We start from the raw sequence: 15,090 nt of genomic DNA, 5'->3' as shown, positions 1-15,090 counted from the left end.
TACTAATGTTGTATTGAAACAAAATGCAGAATGCTGCTTTTCCAAAAGGAGGAGAGAACCATGTCGGTTTCACAACCGTCACTAACGATGGAGCACCAACTTTTTTTTGATGTTATTGGAGAACGCCGGTCAGTTCGTAGCTATGATCCCGAGATCAAGATTTCGCGGGAGGAATTGACCGAAATATTGCGGCAAGCCACGCTCGCTCCTTCAGCCGCTAACCTGCAGCCGTGGCGTTTTCTAGTTATCGACTCGCCGGAGCTGAAGCAGAAGCTGCTTCCGATCGCATTCACTCAACAGCAAGTGGTCGAGGCTTCGGCTGTCATTGCGCTACTCGGAGATTTGGAGTGTTATAAATCGGCCGAGAAAATCTACGGAATGGCGGTCGATGCGGGTTACATGCCTGCAGAGACGGCTAAATCGTTCGTGGAACGCTATACCGGGATGTATTCGAGCATGCCGCCCGAGGCCATCCGCGAAAAAGTTTATACCGACGGCGGGCTAGTATCGATGCAACTCATGCTTGTCGCCCGCGCTAAAGGCTACGACACGGTATCGATGGGCGGCTACAACAAACAAAAGTTCATGGAAGCGTTCCGGATATCAGAACGCTACGTTCCGATTATGCTGATCGCCATCGGCAAGGCGGCGAAGCCCGGTCATCCGACGGTGAGGCTGGCAGTTGATGATGTAGCTTTCTTTAACGAAATGCCTAGAGAATAACAAAATGAAAAAGACTTGGCGCCCGCATAATCAACGGCCAGCAGAGACTTGAGGGATACCATCGTTAATTTCAATTCTTGTTTTGCTCGATTGCTCGGGACGGTAGTACAAAAAGATACCAGCTTGAAGCGCTCGCAAAGATTGAACAGCAGATGCTAATGTTGTAATCGTTCCTTTCGAATAACAACGAAGTTATTGGTGGTATTCAGCTTACAATTAATTATTCCGAGGTTTTCGAGATTAGGTACAACATGAGGTTAAATTGAGGGTGTTCGTGTAGACAGGATTATTATGGCAAAGGAATTGGAGAGTCCCCATTTTGTTATACTATTAATGAGGCTAAAACAATGGGTTACGAAATAATCTAACTGACAACCATACACACCGTAAAGATGCTACAGATTCAATAAACGACTTGGATTTGTTGCTAGTCAAGATAGTATGAAATTCACTCAGTAATTAGTCCATACAACTAACGCGAAACGTTAGTTGTACAACAGTATGGAGCAGTTTTGCCAGTTGGCAGCTGCTCCATTTTTATTAAGCTAACCAGGTTAGCGCAGCCAAAATATTCAAAATAAGATGCAGTTCACTGGCTAGTTATTAACTGCAAGTTTTCATTCACGTTTAGCAATTTAAACAATAAATGAACACTTCTTCTACGACGCAACGAGCTAGGAATTGTCGCGAGTATCAAATAGATTATGTAAGAAACTCCGAAAATCCTAGATATTCAAGGGTTTTCGGCACTGGATAAAACATGTTTCGTTATTCCTTCGAATAGGTATTTCTAATATTTTTTTAAAGTTTATTAATTACAATCGATATCTTATAATTAACATGTTTGTTTAAATTTTCAAAAACTGGTCTAACACCTTATTAGACTGAAATCTACATTCCAAAAGGTAACAACCATCACCACTTATTTTGTAGTTATTCAACACAAAATTTTCTTGTTCTTTTATAAGCGCAAGATAAGGCTGATGGGATGTGCTTTTTGTATAAATAGTAATCCAGGCATGTACCCAACAACCGAGTTCATTCTGATTCACTTGGATTGTATATCTTTCAATAACTCCTCTATCCTCTAGTTTTGCCACTCTAGCTGCTGCTGCTGGACCAGTCAAGTGAACCTTTCTGCCTAATTCCTTCATGGTAATTCGACTGTTTATTGAAAGTTCATCTATGATAAGTTTATCAGTGGAATCTAACATCTATCTGTATCCTTTCCAATATGAAGTTCATTGTTTGGAAGACTTAGGTGTCTCTGCTTTTAATGATTATACACAATATAAACTAACTTTAAATGAAAGAAAAGAGTTCGAAACGTAACGATACACGAATAATTATTGTGGAACGAGTAATGAAGTTTGATAATAACGAGATCATGTCCTTAAATTTAGTTTGCCCACATCAATTGAAATTATCATTAATGTGATTGTAGCCTTTACCACTTAATGAATGTATAAACCACATAAAACGGTATTCAGCTTGTTTTCTGATGAGAAGTTTGGTTTTACTCCCAAGGATATTGCAAGCATCATCACAATAAGTTCAATTGTAGCTGTAATTATTCAAATTTTATTGTTTGGTAAATTAGTAAACAAATTAGGCGAAAAAATGGTGATTCAGCTTTGCCTAATCATGGGTTCGGTTTTAGCTTTCATATCTACTATTGTCACTAGCTACACATCAGTCTTAATTGTAACTTATTTTATTTTTTTAGCGTTTGATTTGTTACGACCTGCCTTAACTACCTTTTTATCTAAAACTGCTGGTAAACAGCAAGGTTTTGTGGCAGGTATGAACTCCACTTACACTGGCTTGGGGAATTTTTTTGGCCCAGCATTGGGTGGTATTCTATTTGATATTAATATTCACTACCCTTACCTTTTTGCAGGAATAGTTCTGATCATTGGTTTAGGACTTACAGTATTATGGAAAGGAAAATCTAATCAAGCCTCACTCCGATAAGAAGTGTTTTTAAGGGTGGAACCGCCAAGTGGAAGGTCGTGGAGTATAGTCCTGAGACAACATAAAGTAGGGTGACTGACAAAATAATCTCTCAGGGAATGTACTATAGCACATTCCCTGAGAGATTAAAGTATTATTGAAACGAATTCTAAAGCGATGTTACTGGATCTACTCTTAAGAACCAAAAATTGTTTTTACATGCGGTTGTTGCAACCAATCCTTCAGCGAGGTCAGTGGGAGATCAGGGACAACCACACGATCTTTCACGTCATAATAGTTCAGGGAATCGATATTAGCTCCGATCCAACGATAGAAGCCTCCAATACCATCTGCTTGGTCTGCCCCCATTACTGGAGAGAGAGCTGTTTCAAAATCATCATAGTTCAAGAAATTGAAGGTTATATCTTGTCCCAACCCTTGTGTAAAACGCTCGCCCAGTTCTGCACCAGTAAGTGCTTCCGGACCTGGAGCTAACAGCACTTGTCCTGCCAGCTCAGGATGGGTTAACGCATAATAATGATATTGCGCTGCGTCTTCAGAGCTGATCCATGGGATCGGTTTATCTGCTGGTACAGGGTAAAAAAGCATCCCATTATTGATCAGTCCTGGAATCAAGAAGTTCTCCATATAGAGTGTGGGTTTTACCAAAATAGTTGGAATACCGCTTTGTTGTACGTACTCAATCAATTCTCGTTTAACATCCAACGTTTTGGTATCGGTTGGCTGTTCAGGTAAAAAGCCATTCGAATTCACAACGATCAATTTAACGTGCGCTTGTCGAGCAGCTTCAACGGCATTCGTAATTTGTTTCTTCATTAATGCTGTGTCATACTCGATTGGCATATTCAAGAAGACTTTATCAACACCGTTGTTAACTTCATTCAGCGTTTCTGGTACAGACAGATCACCAACAAATGCCTCTATACCTTGCTCTTTTAAAGCCGCTACGTTTTTCTCATGACGTGTAATGGTGCGAACAGCTACCCCTTTGGAAGTTAACAATCTTGCTACGGCCCCACCTTGTACCCCTGACGCTCCATAGACTAATATCGTTTCCATATATACAACAGCTCCTTATAGTTACATTCATTTGTTCGTTATCGAACTAAATGTTATATTTATAATAACTAACTCACAAACTTTATGTAAGTACGCACATTCGGGATATCAGGTATCTCCCGTGATACTTTTGGAGGTAAACTTATGGAGATCGAACCACTAGAAAATTGCAGTCCTTGTCCGGTCGAATATGCAGTCAATGCAATCGGCGGCAAGTGGAAAATTCTGATTTTATACCATTTATTGAATAAAGATATTATACGGTTTAACGAACTACAAAAATCGCTCTCCACGGTGACGCATCGTACACTTACGCGTCAATTGCGTGAGCTTGAAGAAGGTGGGCTAGTGAACCGCGTTGCTTATGCTGAAATGCCTCCTCGTGTCGAATACTCACTAACAGATAAAGGACATAGTCTCACCCCGATTTTATTGCAATTGCAAAACTGGGGTCTACAACATATGTAAGCAACTTGAATACAAGCAAAGGTGAGTCGGTATTATTCATACTCATATCAGAATTAAACTGATATTTAAAAAATGCCCCCACAATGATCGAATACATCATTGTGGGGGCATTTTTTATTCAAATCATGTATGAACAAAGCTTTTTACTGGAATAAAAAAACAGGTTCACGAATTGTCTACAATTAAGCCATATTGTCTCCCTCGAATAGCTCAGCAGAGCCATTCAGCTATTATAAATCTGAGGTTATGCTTTATTTAAATGTAGAATCTTGTTCTGTAGTTCATTTGATACAGAGGGGTGACGTGTGAATAAAATAGATGAAGCGGCTAGTGGCGGACAAGCCATTCATATTTGGTTGACGGAAAACGATGGGGGATTTCAGCTATGACCCAGAGCATCTGCTTGTTAAAATGGTAGAGGCAGTAAAGAATATTCCAGAAAATAAAACCATTGTCATTTAGTGCGCGGATAACGCACATGATCAAACAGGCTTACGTTTCGTATTGCATTTGTTGAGAGATCGAAAACAGCCAGTTAATGTTGTCAATGTGACAGAGCTCTTTAATACTACTGGGCTTCGTAACAAAGAAGGATTTAATCCCTATTTTAGTGGTTTAATCGATCGAGAGCATTTTCAGGTAATCGTAAAAAAGTATTATGAAGGTGTTCCTCTTGATCCTAACCAAAGAAGAAGGTATGAATCAGAATGGTATGCTCTCGGATGTAAATCATGTGCTCCGTTTGTGGAAAGAAGATTCTGTTAAAGGTACTGATGAATCTGCTCTGGACGAAGTGATAATAAGGTCAGTCATTGAACTAGAGCAAGAACAAGATGAGAATGGGTTTATCAAGGCGGTGAGTGTTGTCGCGAGAGTATTTGATACGTCGCACCAACTCGTAGGGTATTCATTTATTACCAATAGAATATGGATCTTAGTTAACCAAGGAGTTTTAAAGTTTAGTGGACTGCCAAGGGCCTTGTATCAGTTCTCTGTTAAACTTGGCACCCATAGGTTGAGCTAACGGAAAACGATAGCACTATGACAATAGGCAGCCGAAATCATTGGCTGCCTATTTAGCTAACGGGCAGGTTAGTTTAGAAGTCGTATGGGAAGATTATTAAAAAAACTAAGGGGCGATCTCCATGCGACGCGGTGTAATGACATGTGCTCTGATCATAATTTGTTTTTTGGCATCAATTCAAACAGCTTACGCTAAAACGAATCCAGACCCATATAGGGTCATACTTACCTTGTTAACGCCCGAGATACAAGAACAATTAGATATTTATTACAAGGATAAACTGAATGAAAAACCTACGTTTGCTCCATTTCTTGATCCATTGAACGTATTGGTTGGATATCAAGATTCCCATATCATCGTTAATGTAACAGTATCACCTTATATCGGTCCACATCTTGATGTTGGAACTGACTTTATTTCCTTCATGATTGACAATATGGGAACGGTAGAAGTAATCGGGTTTGAGCATCTTAAGGATTTTGAGCTGCCCCCCAATTGGAACCACATTATTAAGAATGAGAAAGGTGTAGGCAAAACTAACGAGGAACGATAGCTCAATTCAGACATGACTGCAGCCGGCCAAACGATCGGCTGATCTTTTCATTACGCTTATGGGCAGGTTAGTGGAATTAATGTAAAGAAGGGAACACTTCATAACCGTGGCCTAGAATTGCCGAACCCCATTAGGTAGCGTTTGCGTAAAAGCGAAAGGATATAGTTCTGAGATACATTCAATGCTACTTCGGATAAACTTGATTCTTTTCAAATAAATTCCTAACCTGATCGGCCATAAATTGTGTGGAATGCGGCATTTGATGACGTACCCACCACTCCACAATGCCAATAAAAGCAGAGGCCATGAATTGGGCTTTTAACTCATTGTCGATAACGGGCTTATTGTCAGTACTTTCCATTTTATTCATAAGATTGACTGAGATGAAATTCAGCAATCGGTCCCGGAATAGAAAGGCTCTTTGATTGGAAAACATAGCAGAGAAAAACTGGAAATTGTCACGCAAATAATCAAAAACCGGTTTGGGCTCTTGTACCATTCCTTGGCTAAGCGGATTGGCCTCCCGTTTCTTGCACAACGAAATCAATTCGTTGATGTGATCTTCAATGCATTTATCCAAAAGGTCGTATTTGTCACTGTAATGCAGATAAACGGTGCCGCGGTTAACATTGGCACGCTCCGCTATCTCGTTAATAGTGATTTGTTCAAAATCTTTTTCCGAAAAAAGCTCCAGAAACGACTTCGTTATGGACTGCTTGGTTCGGAGAATGCGTCGGTCGGTTTTAACAGCGTTTTCCATTCCTTTCGTTACCTCCTTCAGTTAATCAACAATTCTTAGGGTGTTGTTGTATATAAAACAAATACGCATCCATTAACCATTGAGTAATCGGGGCTTCTGTCTATAATATTAATCAACGACCGTTAAATATTCAACACACGTCACCAAGAAAAATTTTGGGTAAAGGAGCATTTAACAATGGAAAATATACGAGATAAAGTGGTGATTATAACTGGAGCCTCCAGCGGAATAGGGGAAGCTACAGCGAAGTTGTTGGCACAAAATGGCGCAAAGGTGGTATTGGCAGCCAGAAGAGAGGAACGTCTGCATGCGATTGCTAATGAAATTAAACAGGGTGGCGGCGAGGCCGTTTCTGTAAAAGCAGACGTCGTTTCTGCCGAAGATATGCAGAATTTGGCCAAGTTTACCTTAAGTGTGTATGGCCGAATTGATGTATTGGTGAACAATGCAGGGGTCATGCCGAGTTCCAGGCTGAATGAATTAAGAGTAGAAGAGTGGGATCAAATGATCGATGTGAACATCAAAGGCGTTTTATACGGTATCGCAGCGGTATTGCCTACCATGCGGGAGCAGCAGTCCGGTCATATCATTAACCTATCCTCTACAGCCGGTTATCATGTGTCCCCTACAAATGCCGTATACGCGGCCACCAAGTTCGCAGTTAGAGCCATCTCGGAAGGGCTGCGCTTGGAAGAGTCTTCGACTTCGCGTATTAGATCTACCTTGATTGCTCCTGGTCTGACGAAGACCGAACTTTTTGACAGCATTACCAGCCCGGAAGTGCAGACGATCGCCAATCAAATAAGCGGCATAGGGATTTCTCCTTACAGTATTGCTAGAGCCATCGCGTTTGCCATTAATGAACCTGATGACACCCTAATCAGTGAAATTATGGTTAGGCCGACCGCGTTGCCTTGAACATTTCCAAACAAGATGATAGGGAATTTTCCTTATGGCTGAAAATCAAAATACTGGTCATCCAACATCTAAGGCTATTATCCAACTGTAAGCTGATAACGGAAAGATGAATTTACTTTATATATAACAAGAGCTATCATGTTAAATTGTTTTTTGAACTAACTGGGAACGTTAGTTCAATGAAACAGCGACAGTCTAGGACTTTATTTTCTGTCGCTGTTTCAATTTCTAGGGTAAGTCTAAAACTTATTTTATGGAGTCTGACGGTATGACAATTCAAAAAGCCGCGCGGAATAAGAACATCCAGTCTAATCGGGAGACAAGAACATGGTCCCATTGAAAGTCACTATTATAGCGGCTTTTTTGTTTTATCGGTACAGGTTCTTGTCCCGATTGCCGTAATGAACACAAACATGATCCAATTAACAATTAGACATTTATCTATACATTTGTAAAATAGCAAATGTCGTTATGCTTACCTCAGAAATTTCAGAGTAAGACTTTAAATTTCATCAGTGGGGAGACGATTGCCCCTGATCCGCCCCAAATGCTCTTCTACTGCCATCTGCAGGAGCGCTAGAAGCTTTACTACAAAACCGCAGTGAAAGAAACAGACCACTTCAGATTGAAGTAAAAGTAATTTAAGTAATTTAGTTTAAGAAAAAGGAATGCTTAAAGTCGATCTGAAAAATGCCTGTTAGTGGTCGTGGAGCACTTAGTGATCTTAATGCACCTTCATATCTATTCTCTATATTAACTGACCCTCGCATCAAAAACATCGAATAAGATTGATCAAGGAGTGGATTTTGAATAATGATGTCTTTAACCCACAGTAACAACCATCATCAGATTCCAAGTGGTTTTTCGAGCACATTTTAACAACCTGCGAAAATGATCGTCAATCGAATTGATGTAATTTGACATAGGCTTAACAATTAATAAAATTCTTGGTTTCGAGGGGGGATTGGAGAAATGTAGCTGTAGTTCAGCAAACCTGGAGCTGTCATATATACGAGTGAGACAAAATGGAATCAACCCGGGCAATACCAAATCTGCACTGCTAAGTGTCATTTCCTCCGTTGTGGCAGATGTGGGTTCCTCTCCATAGGACGTCATGTACCAGAATTCATCACCTCTCACGTCTACATGTTGCAGCTCAGCCTCGTCTACCGTTGTACCCAACCCGGAACTCGTTGATACGATTGAATTCATTGGAATAGATGGATTTTAACCTGAAAAATATCGAGGGAAAATCATTTTTTTCATCACTATATTGTACAACCTGTTGTCTATAAAGTGGGATGTAAACGAATACAACAATTGAATTCATCATGTTATTATGAATCCACAGCAAGAAAGAAGTTAATCCTGCTGAGTAAAAGGAAATATAAAACAATTTGCAAGGAGGATTTTTTCAACCCTTTGGGATTGGAAATGGATTTAAAACTAGCTTCGAAAACTAACATACCAGGAGGAATTAACATGTCAAATTCAAAAATTAAAATCGCCGTAGCTTGTGGAAGCGGAGTAGCAACTTCTACTATCGCAGCAGATGGAGTGAAAGAGGTATTAAAAGAAGCAGGAATTGAACATTACGATATCATTAAAACGAGTATGGCGGAATTACCGAATATTATTGACAACGTCGATATTGTTCTGACAACTAATAATTTTAAAACCGATGAAAAGCCATATATGAACATCATGGGATTTGTAACAGGGCTTAATGAAGAAAAATTGAAAAATCAATTGGCTGAAAAACTGCTGGATTTAAAAAATAGTTAAGGTGGTAGATCATAATGGATACTGTGCATAATATTATTAAATCTATTACTGATATGGGAGCAACAGCTATTTTACCAATAATAATCACCGTATTAGGTCTAGTTTTTCGAATGAAAATTGGAAACGCTATCAAATCAGGCCTTTTAGTTGGGGTAGGCTTCTTAGGTTTAACATTAGTTGTTGGCTTGCTCAATTCCTCCCTAAAACCGGCAGTTGATTATTATGCAAAAATCGGTTCTGGATTTACAATTGCAGATATTGGATGGCCAGCTGTAGGGGCGGCATCTTGGGTGCCTCCTTTTGCAGCATTAGCAATTCCTCTTGGTTTAATTATTAATCTAGTATTAGTTCGACTTAGATGGACAAAAACGTTAAATGTGGATATATGGAATTACATGCATTTTCTAATTCCAGGAGCTTTGGCTTACTTTCTTTTTGACAGTTTCTGGTTAGGGTTGGTAGTAACATTGGTGATGTCTGTTATTGCTCTATTCGTTGGTGATTTAATTGCTTCAAAATGGCAAGAATACTTTGGTTTAGAAGGTACAACCTGCACAACTATTATTTATTCAGCTTGGGGTTATCCGATTGCCTGGCTGGTAAATAGAATCATTGATTTCATTCCTGGTTTAAATAAATTGGAGTTTTCTCTGAGTAAAATTAATAAAAAAATAGGCGTTCTCGGGGACCCAGTTATTATTGGATTTATTGTTGGATTAGTTTTAGGGGCAATTACTAAAAGACCTGTTACAGAGATAGTGACTATGGCCACAGGGATAGCTGGAGTTATGGTATTAATGCCTAAAGTTGTTGGAGTGATGATGGACGGGCTATCTCCAATTGGGAAATCGGCAAAAGACTTTATGATTAAACGCATGGGGAATAACTCCAATCTAAATGTGGGGATGGATATTGCGCTAGGCTTAGGCGATCCGACTACTATTACAACTACAGTCGTTTCTATTCCAATTGTTATGTTATTGGCACTCATTTTACCTGGAGTTCAGTTCTTTCCAATAGGACTGTTAATGTCTGTTACCTATATTTCTGTAATGTGTACGTTAACAAGTAAAGGAAATCTATTCCGTTCTATTGTGTCGACAGTAGTATTTTGTATTATCACATTTTATTTGGCAGGATTTGTTGCACCAGGTGCAACACAGATGCTTAACAGCGCAGGTGTCGAGTTAAAAGGTTTAGGGACAGATGTTACTTTTTCTGAGATATGGAACTTATTAATTTATTGGGTAAGCACTTTAGTTAAATAAAGACTAGAGAAGAGGAAAAATAATGAATCTGATTTTACCTTCAATATTTGCTGCAGATTTAATGAACTTAAAAAGTGAATGCGATGTTTTATATGAAGAAGGATTTCAAGTACTTCATGTAGATATGATGGACGGAAATTTCGTCCCTCATATCGCATTTGGTCCAGAACAAATTAAAAATATAAAAAAACAAGTGAATATGAAATTAGATGTTCACATGATGGTATCAGCCCCAGAGCAGCATATAGCGAGTGTGTTGGACACTGGAGCAGAAATGATATCAGTTCACTATGAATCAACTCCTCATATTCGTTTTGTCATTGATCAGATTAAGCAACATGGAAGGAAAGCAGGGATCGTCATTAATCCTGGGACGGACACCTTTTTATTGAAACCTTTTCTAAACATCATTGACTATGTTCTAGTTATGTCGATCAATCCAGGAAGACCTAATCAAGTTTTTATGGAAGAAACGATTGATAGAATAAGAGAACTGAAAGTAATGATAGGTCAACGAGATATTCAGATCGAAGTTGATGGTGGAGTCGATGAGAGTATAGCTAGTCAATGTATCGAAGCTGGAGCATCTTTGGTTGTCATCGGATCATATTTATTTTCGAATAACAAAGCACATGTGAAGAATTTGAAAAGTCTAGAACATGGAGAGAGAAAGGATGAGAGAAAATGAAATCATTAAAACTGTATGGTGCCAGAGACATACGTTTTGGAGGAGCGGAAAAACCTCAAATACTGGATGGAAAAGATGTCATTGTAAAAATAAAAGCATGTGGCATTTGTGGATCTGATATCTCTCGATATAAAAAATTGGGTGCAGTCACACCTGGTCAGGTATGGGGACATGAATTTGCAGGTGTTGTAGAACAAGTTGGCGATCAAGTAACAGATCTAAAAGTTGGAGACCATGTTGCTGGATGTCCAGCACTAATTGAAGAAGATGATTATTATTATCGAGCAGGTCAACCAGCTAGAGCGAATTCATTGCATGCAATAGGTGCTAAGGAACCTGGTGGATTCGCCGAATACATTAAACTCCCAGAGAAGAATTTAGTTAAAGTACCTGATGATTTGGATTTCGAATCAGCTTCTATGGTAGAACCTTCTACTGTAGTTTTACATGGGTATTATCGAACCAATCTATCGGTGGGCGACGATGTGGTCATTGTTGGAGCAGGGGGAACCATTGGGTTGTTTGCTGTTCAATGGGCAAAAATATTTGGCGCGAAAAAAGTAATTGCGGTTGATATTGATGATGAAAAACTTCAAATTGCGAAGGAATTAGGCGCCGATTATACGATAAATTCTCTGAATGAAGATGTTCTGACAAAGGTCGCTGAATATACGGATGGCATGAATGCAGATATTGTAGTTGAAGCAGCTGGAACGCCCCATACAGCAGCAACTGTGTTTGGTTACGCCAAAAAAGGCGGCGGAGTTGTGTTCCTAGGTATCCCTTATGCAGACGTTGCGATGGAAAGATTTTATTTTGAAAAAATCCTAAGAAGTGAGTTAACCGTGTGGGGATCATGGAGTTGTGTATCCGCACCATTCCCAGGTAAGGAATGGGCAACGACTGTTCACTTTATGCACAATAACAGATTAAATACTAAAAAAATGATTACACATCGTATACCGCTTGAAGAAGGTTCAGAAATGTTTGAACGATTAATGGAAAGAAAAGAACTTATCGGCAAGGTAATCATGTATCCAGAAAGCTGAAGGTGAACTTATGGACAAATTAATTAAACAAATGGAAGTCATTATGAAAGAATTAGAAAGAAGTATTTCCTTAATGAATGTTGGTGAAAGTGAACAAATTCTACAAGTCTTGTATAATACAAAGCGGATTTTCCTTGCTGGTTCAGGGAGATCAGGTTTAGCGATCCGTGCTTTCGCTAATCGACTGTTGCACTTAGGTAAAACGGTTTATATTGTTGGTGATATTACTACTCCAAGCATTCAAGCAGAGGATATTTTATTTATTGGTTCTGGTTCAGGAGAAACCGCTGGTCTAATAGTAAATGCAAAAAAAGCAAAGCAATCAGGAGCAAAGGTAATTCTTAATACAACGAATTCGCAGTCGACTTTGGGGAAACTAGCTGATTACATGCTTTTAATTAATGTTGACAATAAAGAAACGGATACTGATTTAATGGAATCTTCTATTCAACCCATGGGATCGGCATTTGAGCAATTAAGTCTTCTCTTGTATGATGCGATTGTTTTGGAATGGGTAGCTAATTTTAATGAAACCTATGATGACATGAAATTAAGACATGCTAATTTGGAATAAACGTTTGATTTGAGGCAGAACAAAATTTCGATTCTTCACAGAGCGCCTCCAAGACCAAAGATTAAATTAAGTAATTTGAATACGACCTAAACTTGAAGCCTCTTATATAATCCTCTGGAGCTGTCAATATTATTATTAACAAGGAAGGAGGAGAGAGAGCCATGCAGCTTGATGATAGAAGCAGCAGCTTGCTGCAAGAATTGTTATCAAATCCAAGTGTGAAGAGTAAGAACTTGGAACATAAGTATGGTTTAAGCCGCAGGCAAATCAGTTACAGCCTTGAAAAAATCAATGACTGGTTAGAGGGCCAACGCCTACCAAAAATTGAACGGAATAAACAGGGTGTTTTTATTGTTGATGCTACTCTCTTCTCTGCTGTGCCTAATGAAGTAAACAAGCCTTCGACAAAAAAATATATTTTTTCTGAAGCAGAGCGAGTAGAACTTATTATTCTGATCCTACTGAGTCGTAGTGAAGAATTATCTTTATTTCATTTTACCAGTTCCATTTACGTAAGCAAGAATACCATACTAAATGATCTAAAAGCAGCACAAGAATTAGTCGAACCTTATGATCTTAGTATCCGTTATTCCCGGTTATCTGGTTACTCAATTGAGGGTGTTGAATTTCAAAAAAGAAAGTTATTGATTGATGTCGTTAACAAAATTCATCACATGTACAATGGGGAAAAATGGGTTCAACAGTTAGCAGAGATCACTGAAAAAGAAGTGCAACAGATTCATGAACGTCTTGAAAAGATTGAAAGCCATCTGAGCTTGAAATTTACAGATGATAAGATGAAAACTTTGCCGCATATCCTACTGATCTTGCTGCGAAGAATCAAACTTGGGAAAACAATAAATTCCTCTCATATTAGCTATGAAGAATTATCGGATACCAAGGAGTACCAAGCGGTTCAAGAACTACTATCGGATTTGGTGCATATCCCGACCGAGGAAAGATTATTCATCACACTGCAAATTCTTACGACGAATGTTTCCTCATCTGAGCTCCTTGGGGAAGACATTGTATCAGATTTAAATCAGGCATTGAAAAAGATGCTGGAGCGATTCGAGAAAATGTCCTGCATCCTCTTACAAGACAAAAAGCAGTTGTTGCATATGATCATGCTGCATATAAAACCTGCATATTATCGCATTAAATACAAACTTACTATTACTAATCCACTACAAGAAACAATTAATAGTGAATTCATAGAACTGCACCACCTTGTAAAAAAGTCAGCAAAACCTTTAGCTGATTACATTGGCTGTGATATTCCAGATAGTGAATGCACTTATTTAACGATGCTGATAGGCGGTTGGTTAACAAAGCAAGGAGACAGCATTCTGAGTAAAACAAAAGCAGTAGTGGTCTGCGCTAACGGAGTATCCGTTTCTAAGCTTTTACTAATTACTTTGAATGATTTATTTCCTGAATTCATTTTTTTGGATTCCTTATCTGTGAGAGAATTCAAGATGTATGATTTGGAATATGACATTGTTTTTTCTTCCGTATATCTGCAAACGAACAAACGACTATTTATAGTCAAGCCAATATTACAAAAGGAAGAAAAGATCTCTCTACGAAAACAAGTGATGGAATTATTGCATGGATTCACTCCATCTGAATTAAGTTTGAAAAATATTCTGGAGATCGTTGAGAAATATGCAACCGTTCAGAACAGGCAACTTCTTGCAAAGGAATTACAACACTACTTTACAAGCCATCACTCGTTGTCTTTCAAATCACAACCCGAATTACAAAAGACAAATTTGCATGACCTGATAACGCCGGAGAATATTACATTGCTTCCTTCAGTATCATCTTGGGAAGAGGCTATACGATTAGGGGCGCTACCGCTGCTGCTTCAAGGGAGTATCCAACCTTCTTATGTAGAAGCTATGATCCAACATTACGATGTGGAAGATCCGTATATCATTATTAGCCCAAATGTGGCAATTCCTCATGATAGTCCCGAAAGTGGGGTAAACGAAGTAGCTATGAGCTTGCTCCGTTTAGAGCAAGGCGTTGAATTTGCAAGAAATAGGCCGATAAACATCGTTATTATCATAGCCGCTGTCGATAAACAACAGCACTTAAGGGCATTGGTTCAGTTAATGAAACTTGTTGAAAGTAAAGATGATTGTGAAGCTATCATTCAAGCCCAAAGTGCAATGGATATCCATAGTATCATCAAAAAATATGGTACGGATTATTAAAAAGATATCTATGTTTTCCGATTTT

At 38.8% G+C, this 15,090-nt stretch carries 13 protein-coding genes and 3 pseudogenes; 13 read left to right on the top strand and 3 right to left on the bottom strand.

Annotated elements, in window-relative coordinates; all coding sequences use genetic code 11:
* The first annotated feature begins 60 nt into the window (after positions 1 to 60).
* Positions 61 to 723: a nitroreductase family protein gene (locus MKX30_RS01160; RefSeq protein ID WP_023988794.1), complete on the top strand. Its 663-nt coding sequence runs from the start codon at positions 61 to 63 to the stop codon at positions 721 to 723.
* Positions 724 to 1,524: 801 nt separating this feature from the next.
* Here MKX30_RS01160 and MKX30_RS01155 read toward each other — a convergent pair.
* Positions 1,525 to 1,937 (bottom strand): annotated as a pseudogene (locus MKX30_RS01155) (Lrp/AsnC family transcriptional regulator).
* A 259-nt stretch (positions 1,938 to 2,196) separates the two neighbouring features.
* Between MKX30_RS01155 and MKX30_RS01150 the strand changes: the two are divergent.
* Positions 2,197 to 2,697 (top strand): annotated as a pseudogene (locus tag MKX30_RS01150) (MFS transporter); the annotation flags it as partial.
* Between the two features lie 174 nt (positions 2,698 to 2,871).
* On the opposite strand, the gene MKX30_RS01145 reads toward MKX30_RS01150, so the two are convergent.
* Positions 2,872 to 3,756, bottom strand: a complete 885-nt coding sequence (locus MKX30_RS01145) for an SDR family oxidoreductase (RefSeq protein WP_340959919.1) — start codon at positions 3,754 to 3,756, stop codon at positions 2,872 to 2,874.
* A gap of 144 nt (positions 3,757 to 3,900) precedes the next feature.
* Here MKX30_RS01145 and MKX30_RS01140 point away from each other — a divergent pair, with 144 nt between their 5' ends.
* The 4 genes and pseudogenes from MKX30_RS01140 to MKX30_RS01130 all read left to right on the top strand — a co-directional run bounded on the left by MKX30_RS01140 (position 3,901) and on the right by MKX30_RS01130 (position 5,801).
* Positions 3,901 to 4,224 (top strand): winged helix-turn-helix transcriptional regulator, encoded by a 324-nt coding sequence (locus MKX30_RS01140; protein ID WP_340959920.1) that lies wholly within the window; start codon positions 3,901 to 3,903, stop codon positions 4,222 to 4,224.
* Between the two features lie 474 nt (positions 4,225 to 4,698).
* Positions 4,699 to 4,989: pseudogene (locus tag MKX30_RS27360) on the top strand (hypothetical protein); the annotation flags it as partial.
* A complete protein-coding gene (locus MKX30_RS01135) occupies positions 4,898 to 5,248 on the top strand; it encodes a DUF3658 domain-containing protein (protein ID WP_340959922.1) in 351 nt (116 codons plus the stop codon). The pseudogene MKX30_RS27360 and the gene MKX30_RS01135, both read left to right, overlap by 92 nt.
* A 121-nt stretch (positions 5,249 to 5,369) precedes the next feature.
* Positions 5,370 to 5,801, top strand: coding sequence for a DUF3888 domain-containing protein (locus MKX30_RS01130; RefSeq protein ID WP_340959924.1), 432 nt, complete (start codon positions 5,370 to 5,372; stop codon positions 5,799 to 5,801).
* Between the two features lie 184 nt (positions 5,802 to 5,985).
* Here the strand turns inward: MKX30_RS01130 and MKX30_RS01125 are convergent, their stop codons facing one another.
* Complete coding sequence (locus tag MKX30_RS01125) at positions 5,986 to 6,561, bottom strand: TetR/AcrR family transcriptional regulator (protein WP_068939620.1); 576 nt, start codon at positions 6,559 to 6,561, stop codon at positions 5,986 to 5,988.
* Between the two features lie 177 nt (positions 6,562 to 6,738).
* Between MKX30_RS01125 and MKX30_RS01120 the strand changes: the two genes are divergently transcribed.
* The 7 genes from MKX30_RS01120 to MKX30_RS01090 all read left to right on the top strand — a co-directional run bounded on the left by MKX30_RS01120 (position 6,739) and on the right by MKX30_RS01090 (position 15,065).
* On the top strand, positions 6,739 to 7,479 hold the full coding sequence (locus tag MKX30_RS01120; protein WP_028541588.1) for an SDR family oxidoreductase: 741 nt from the start codon (positions 6,739 to 6,741) through the stop codon (positions 7,477 to 7,479).
* A gap of 1,482 nt (positions 7,480 to 8,961) precedes the next feature.
* Positions 8,962 to 9,264: a PTS sugar transporter subunit IIB gene (locus tag MKX30_RS01115; protein ID WP_049828419.1), complete on the top strand. Its 303-nt coding sequence runs from the start codon at positions 8,962 to 8,964 to the stop codon at positions 9,262 to 9,264.
* 14 nt (positions 9,265 to 9,278) lie between these two features.
* Positions 9,279 to 10,532, top strand: a complete 1,254-nt coding sequence (locus MKX30_RS01110; RefSeq protein ID WP_023988790.1) for a PTS transporter subunit IIC — start codon at positions 9,279 to 9,281, stop codon at positions 10,530 to 10,532.
* A gap of 22 nt (positions 10,533 to 10,554) precedes the next feature.
* Positions 10,555 to 11,220 (top strand): ribulose-phosphate 3-epimerase, encoded by a 666-nt coding sequence (rpe, locus tag MKX30_RS01105; protein ID WP_053325504.1) that lies wholly within the window; start codon positions 10,555 to 10,557, stop codon positions 11,218 to 11,220.
* On the top strand, positions 11,217 to 12,269 hold the full coding sequence (locus MKX30_RS01100) for a galactitol-1-phosphate 5-dehydrogenase (protein ID WP_023988788.1): 1,053 nt from the start codon (positions 11,217 to 11,219) through the stop codon (positions 12,267 to 12,269). Before rpe ends, MKX30_RS01100 begins: the two co-directional genes overlap by 4 nt.
* Positions 12,270 to 12,279: 10 nt before the next feature.
* On the top strand, positions 12,280 to 12,843 hold the full coding sequence (gene hxlB / locus MKX30_RS01095; protein WP_025722481.1) for a 6-phospho-3-hexuloisomerase: 564 nt from the start codon (positions 12,280 to 12,282) through the stop codon (positions 12,841 to 12,843).
* Between the two features lie 161 nt (positions 12,844 to 13,004).
* A complete protein-coding gene (locus tag MKX30_RS01090; protein ID WP_053325503.1) occupies positions 13,005 to 15,065 on the top strand; it encodes a BglG family transcription antiterminator in 2,061 nt (686 codons plus the stop codon).
* Positions 15,066 to 15,090 lie beyond the last annotated feature (25 nt).

It is taken from the genome of Paenibacillus sp. FSL P2-0173 (genome assembly GCF_038008045.1).
Lineage (GTDB): Bacteria > Bacillota > Bacilli > Paenibacillales > Paenibacillaceae > Paenibacillus > Paenibacillus polymyxa_B.
Note: the sequence above shows the minus strand (reverse complement) of the source record. Positions and strands in the feature narration are given on the sequence as shown.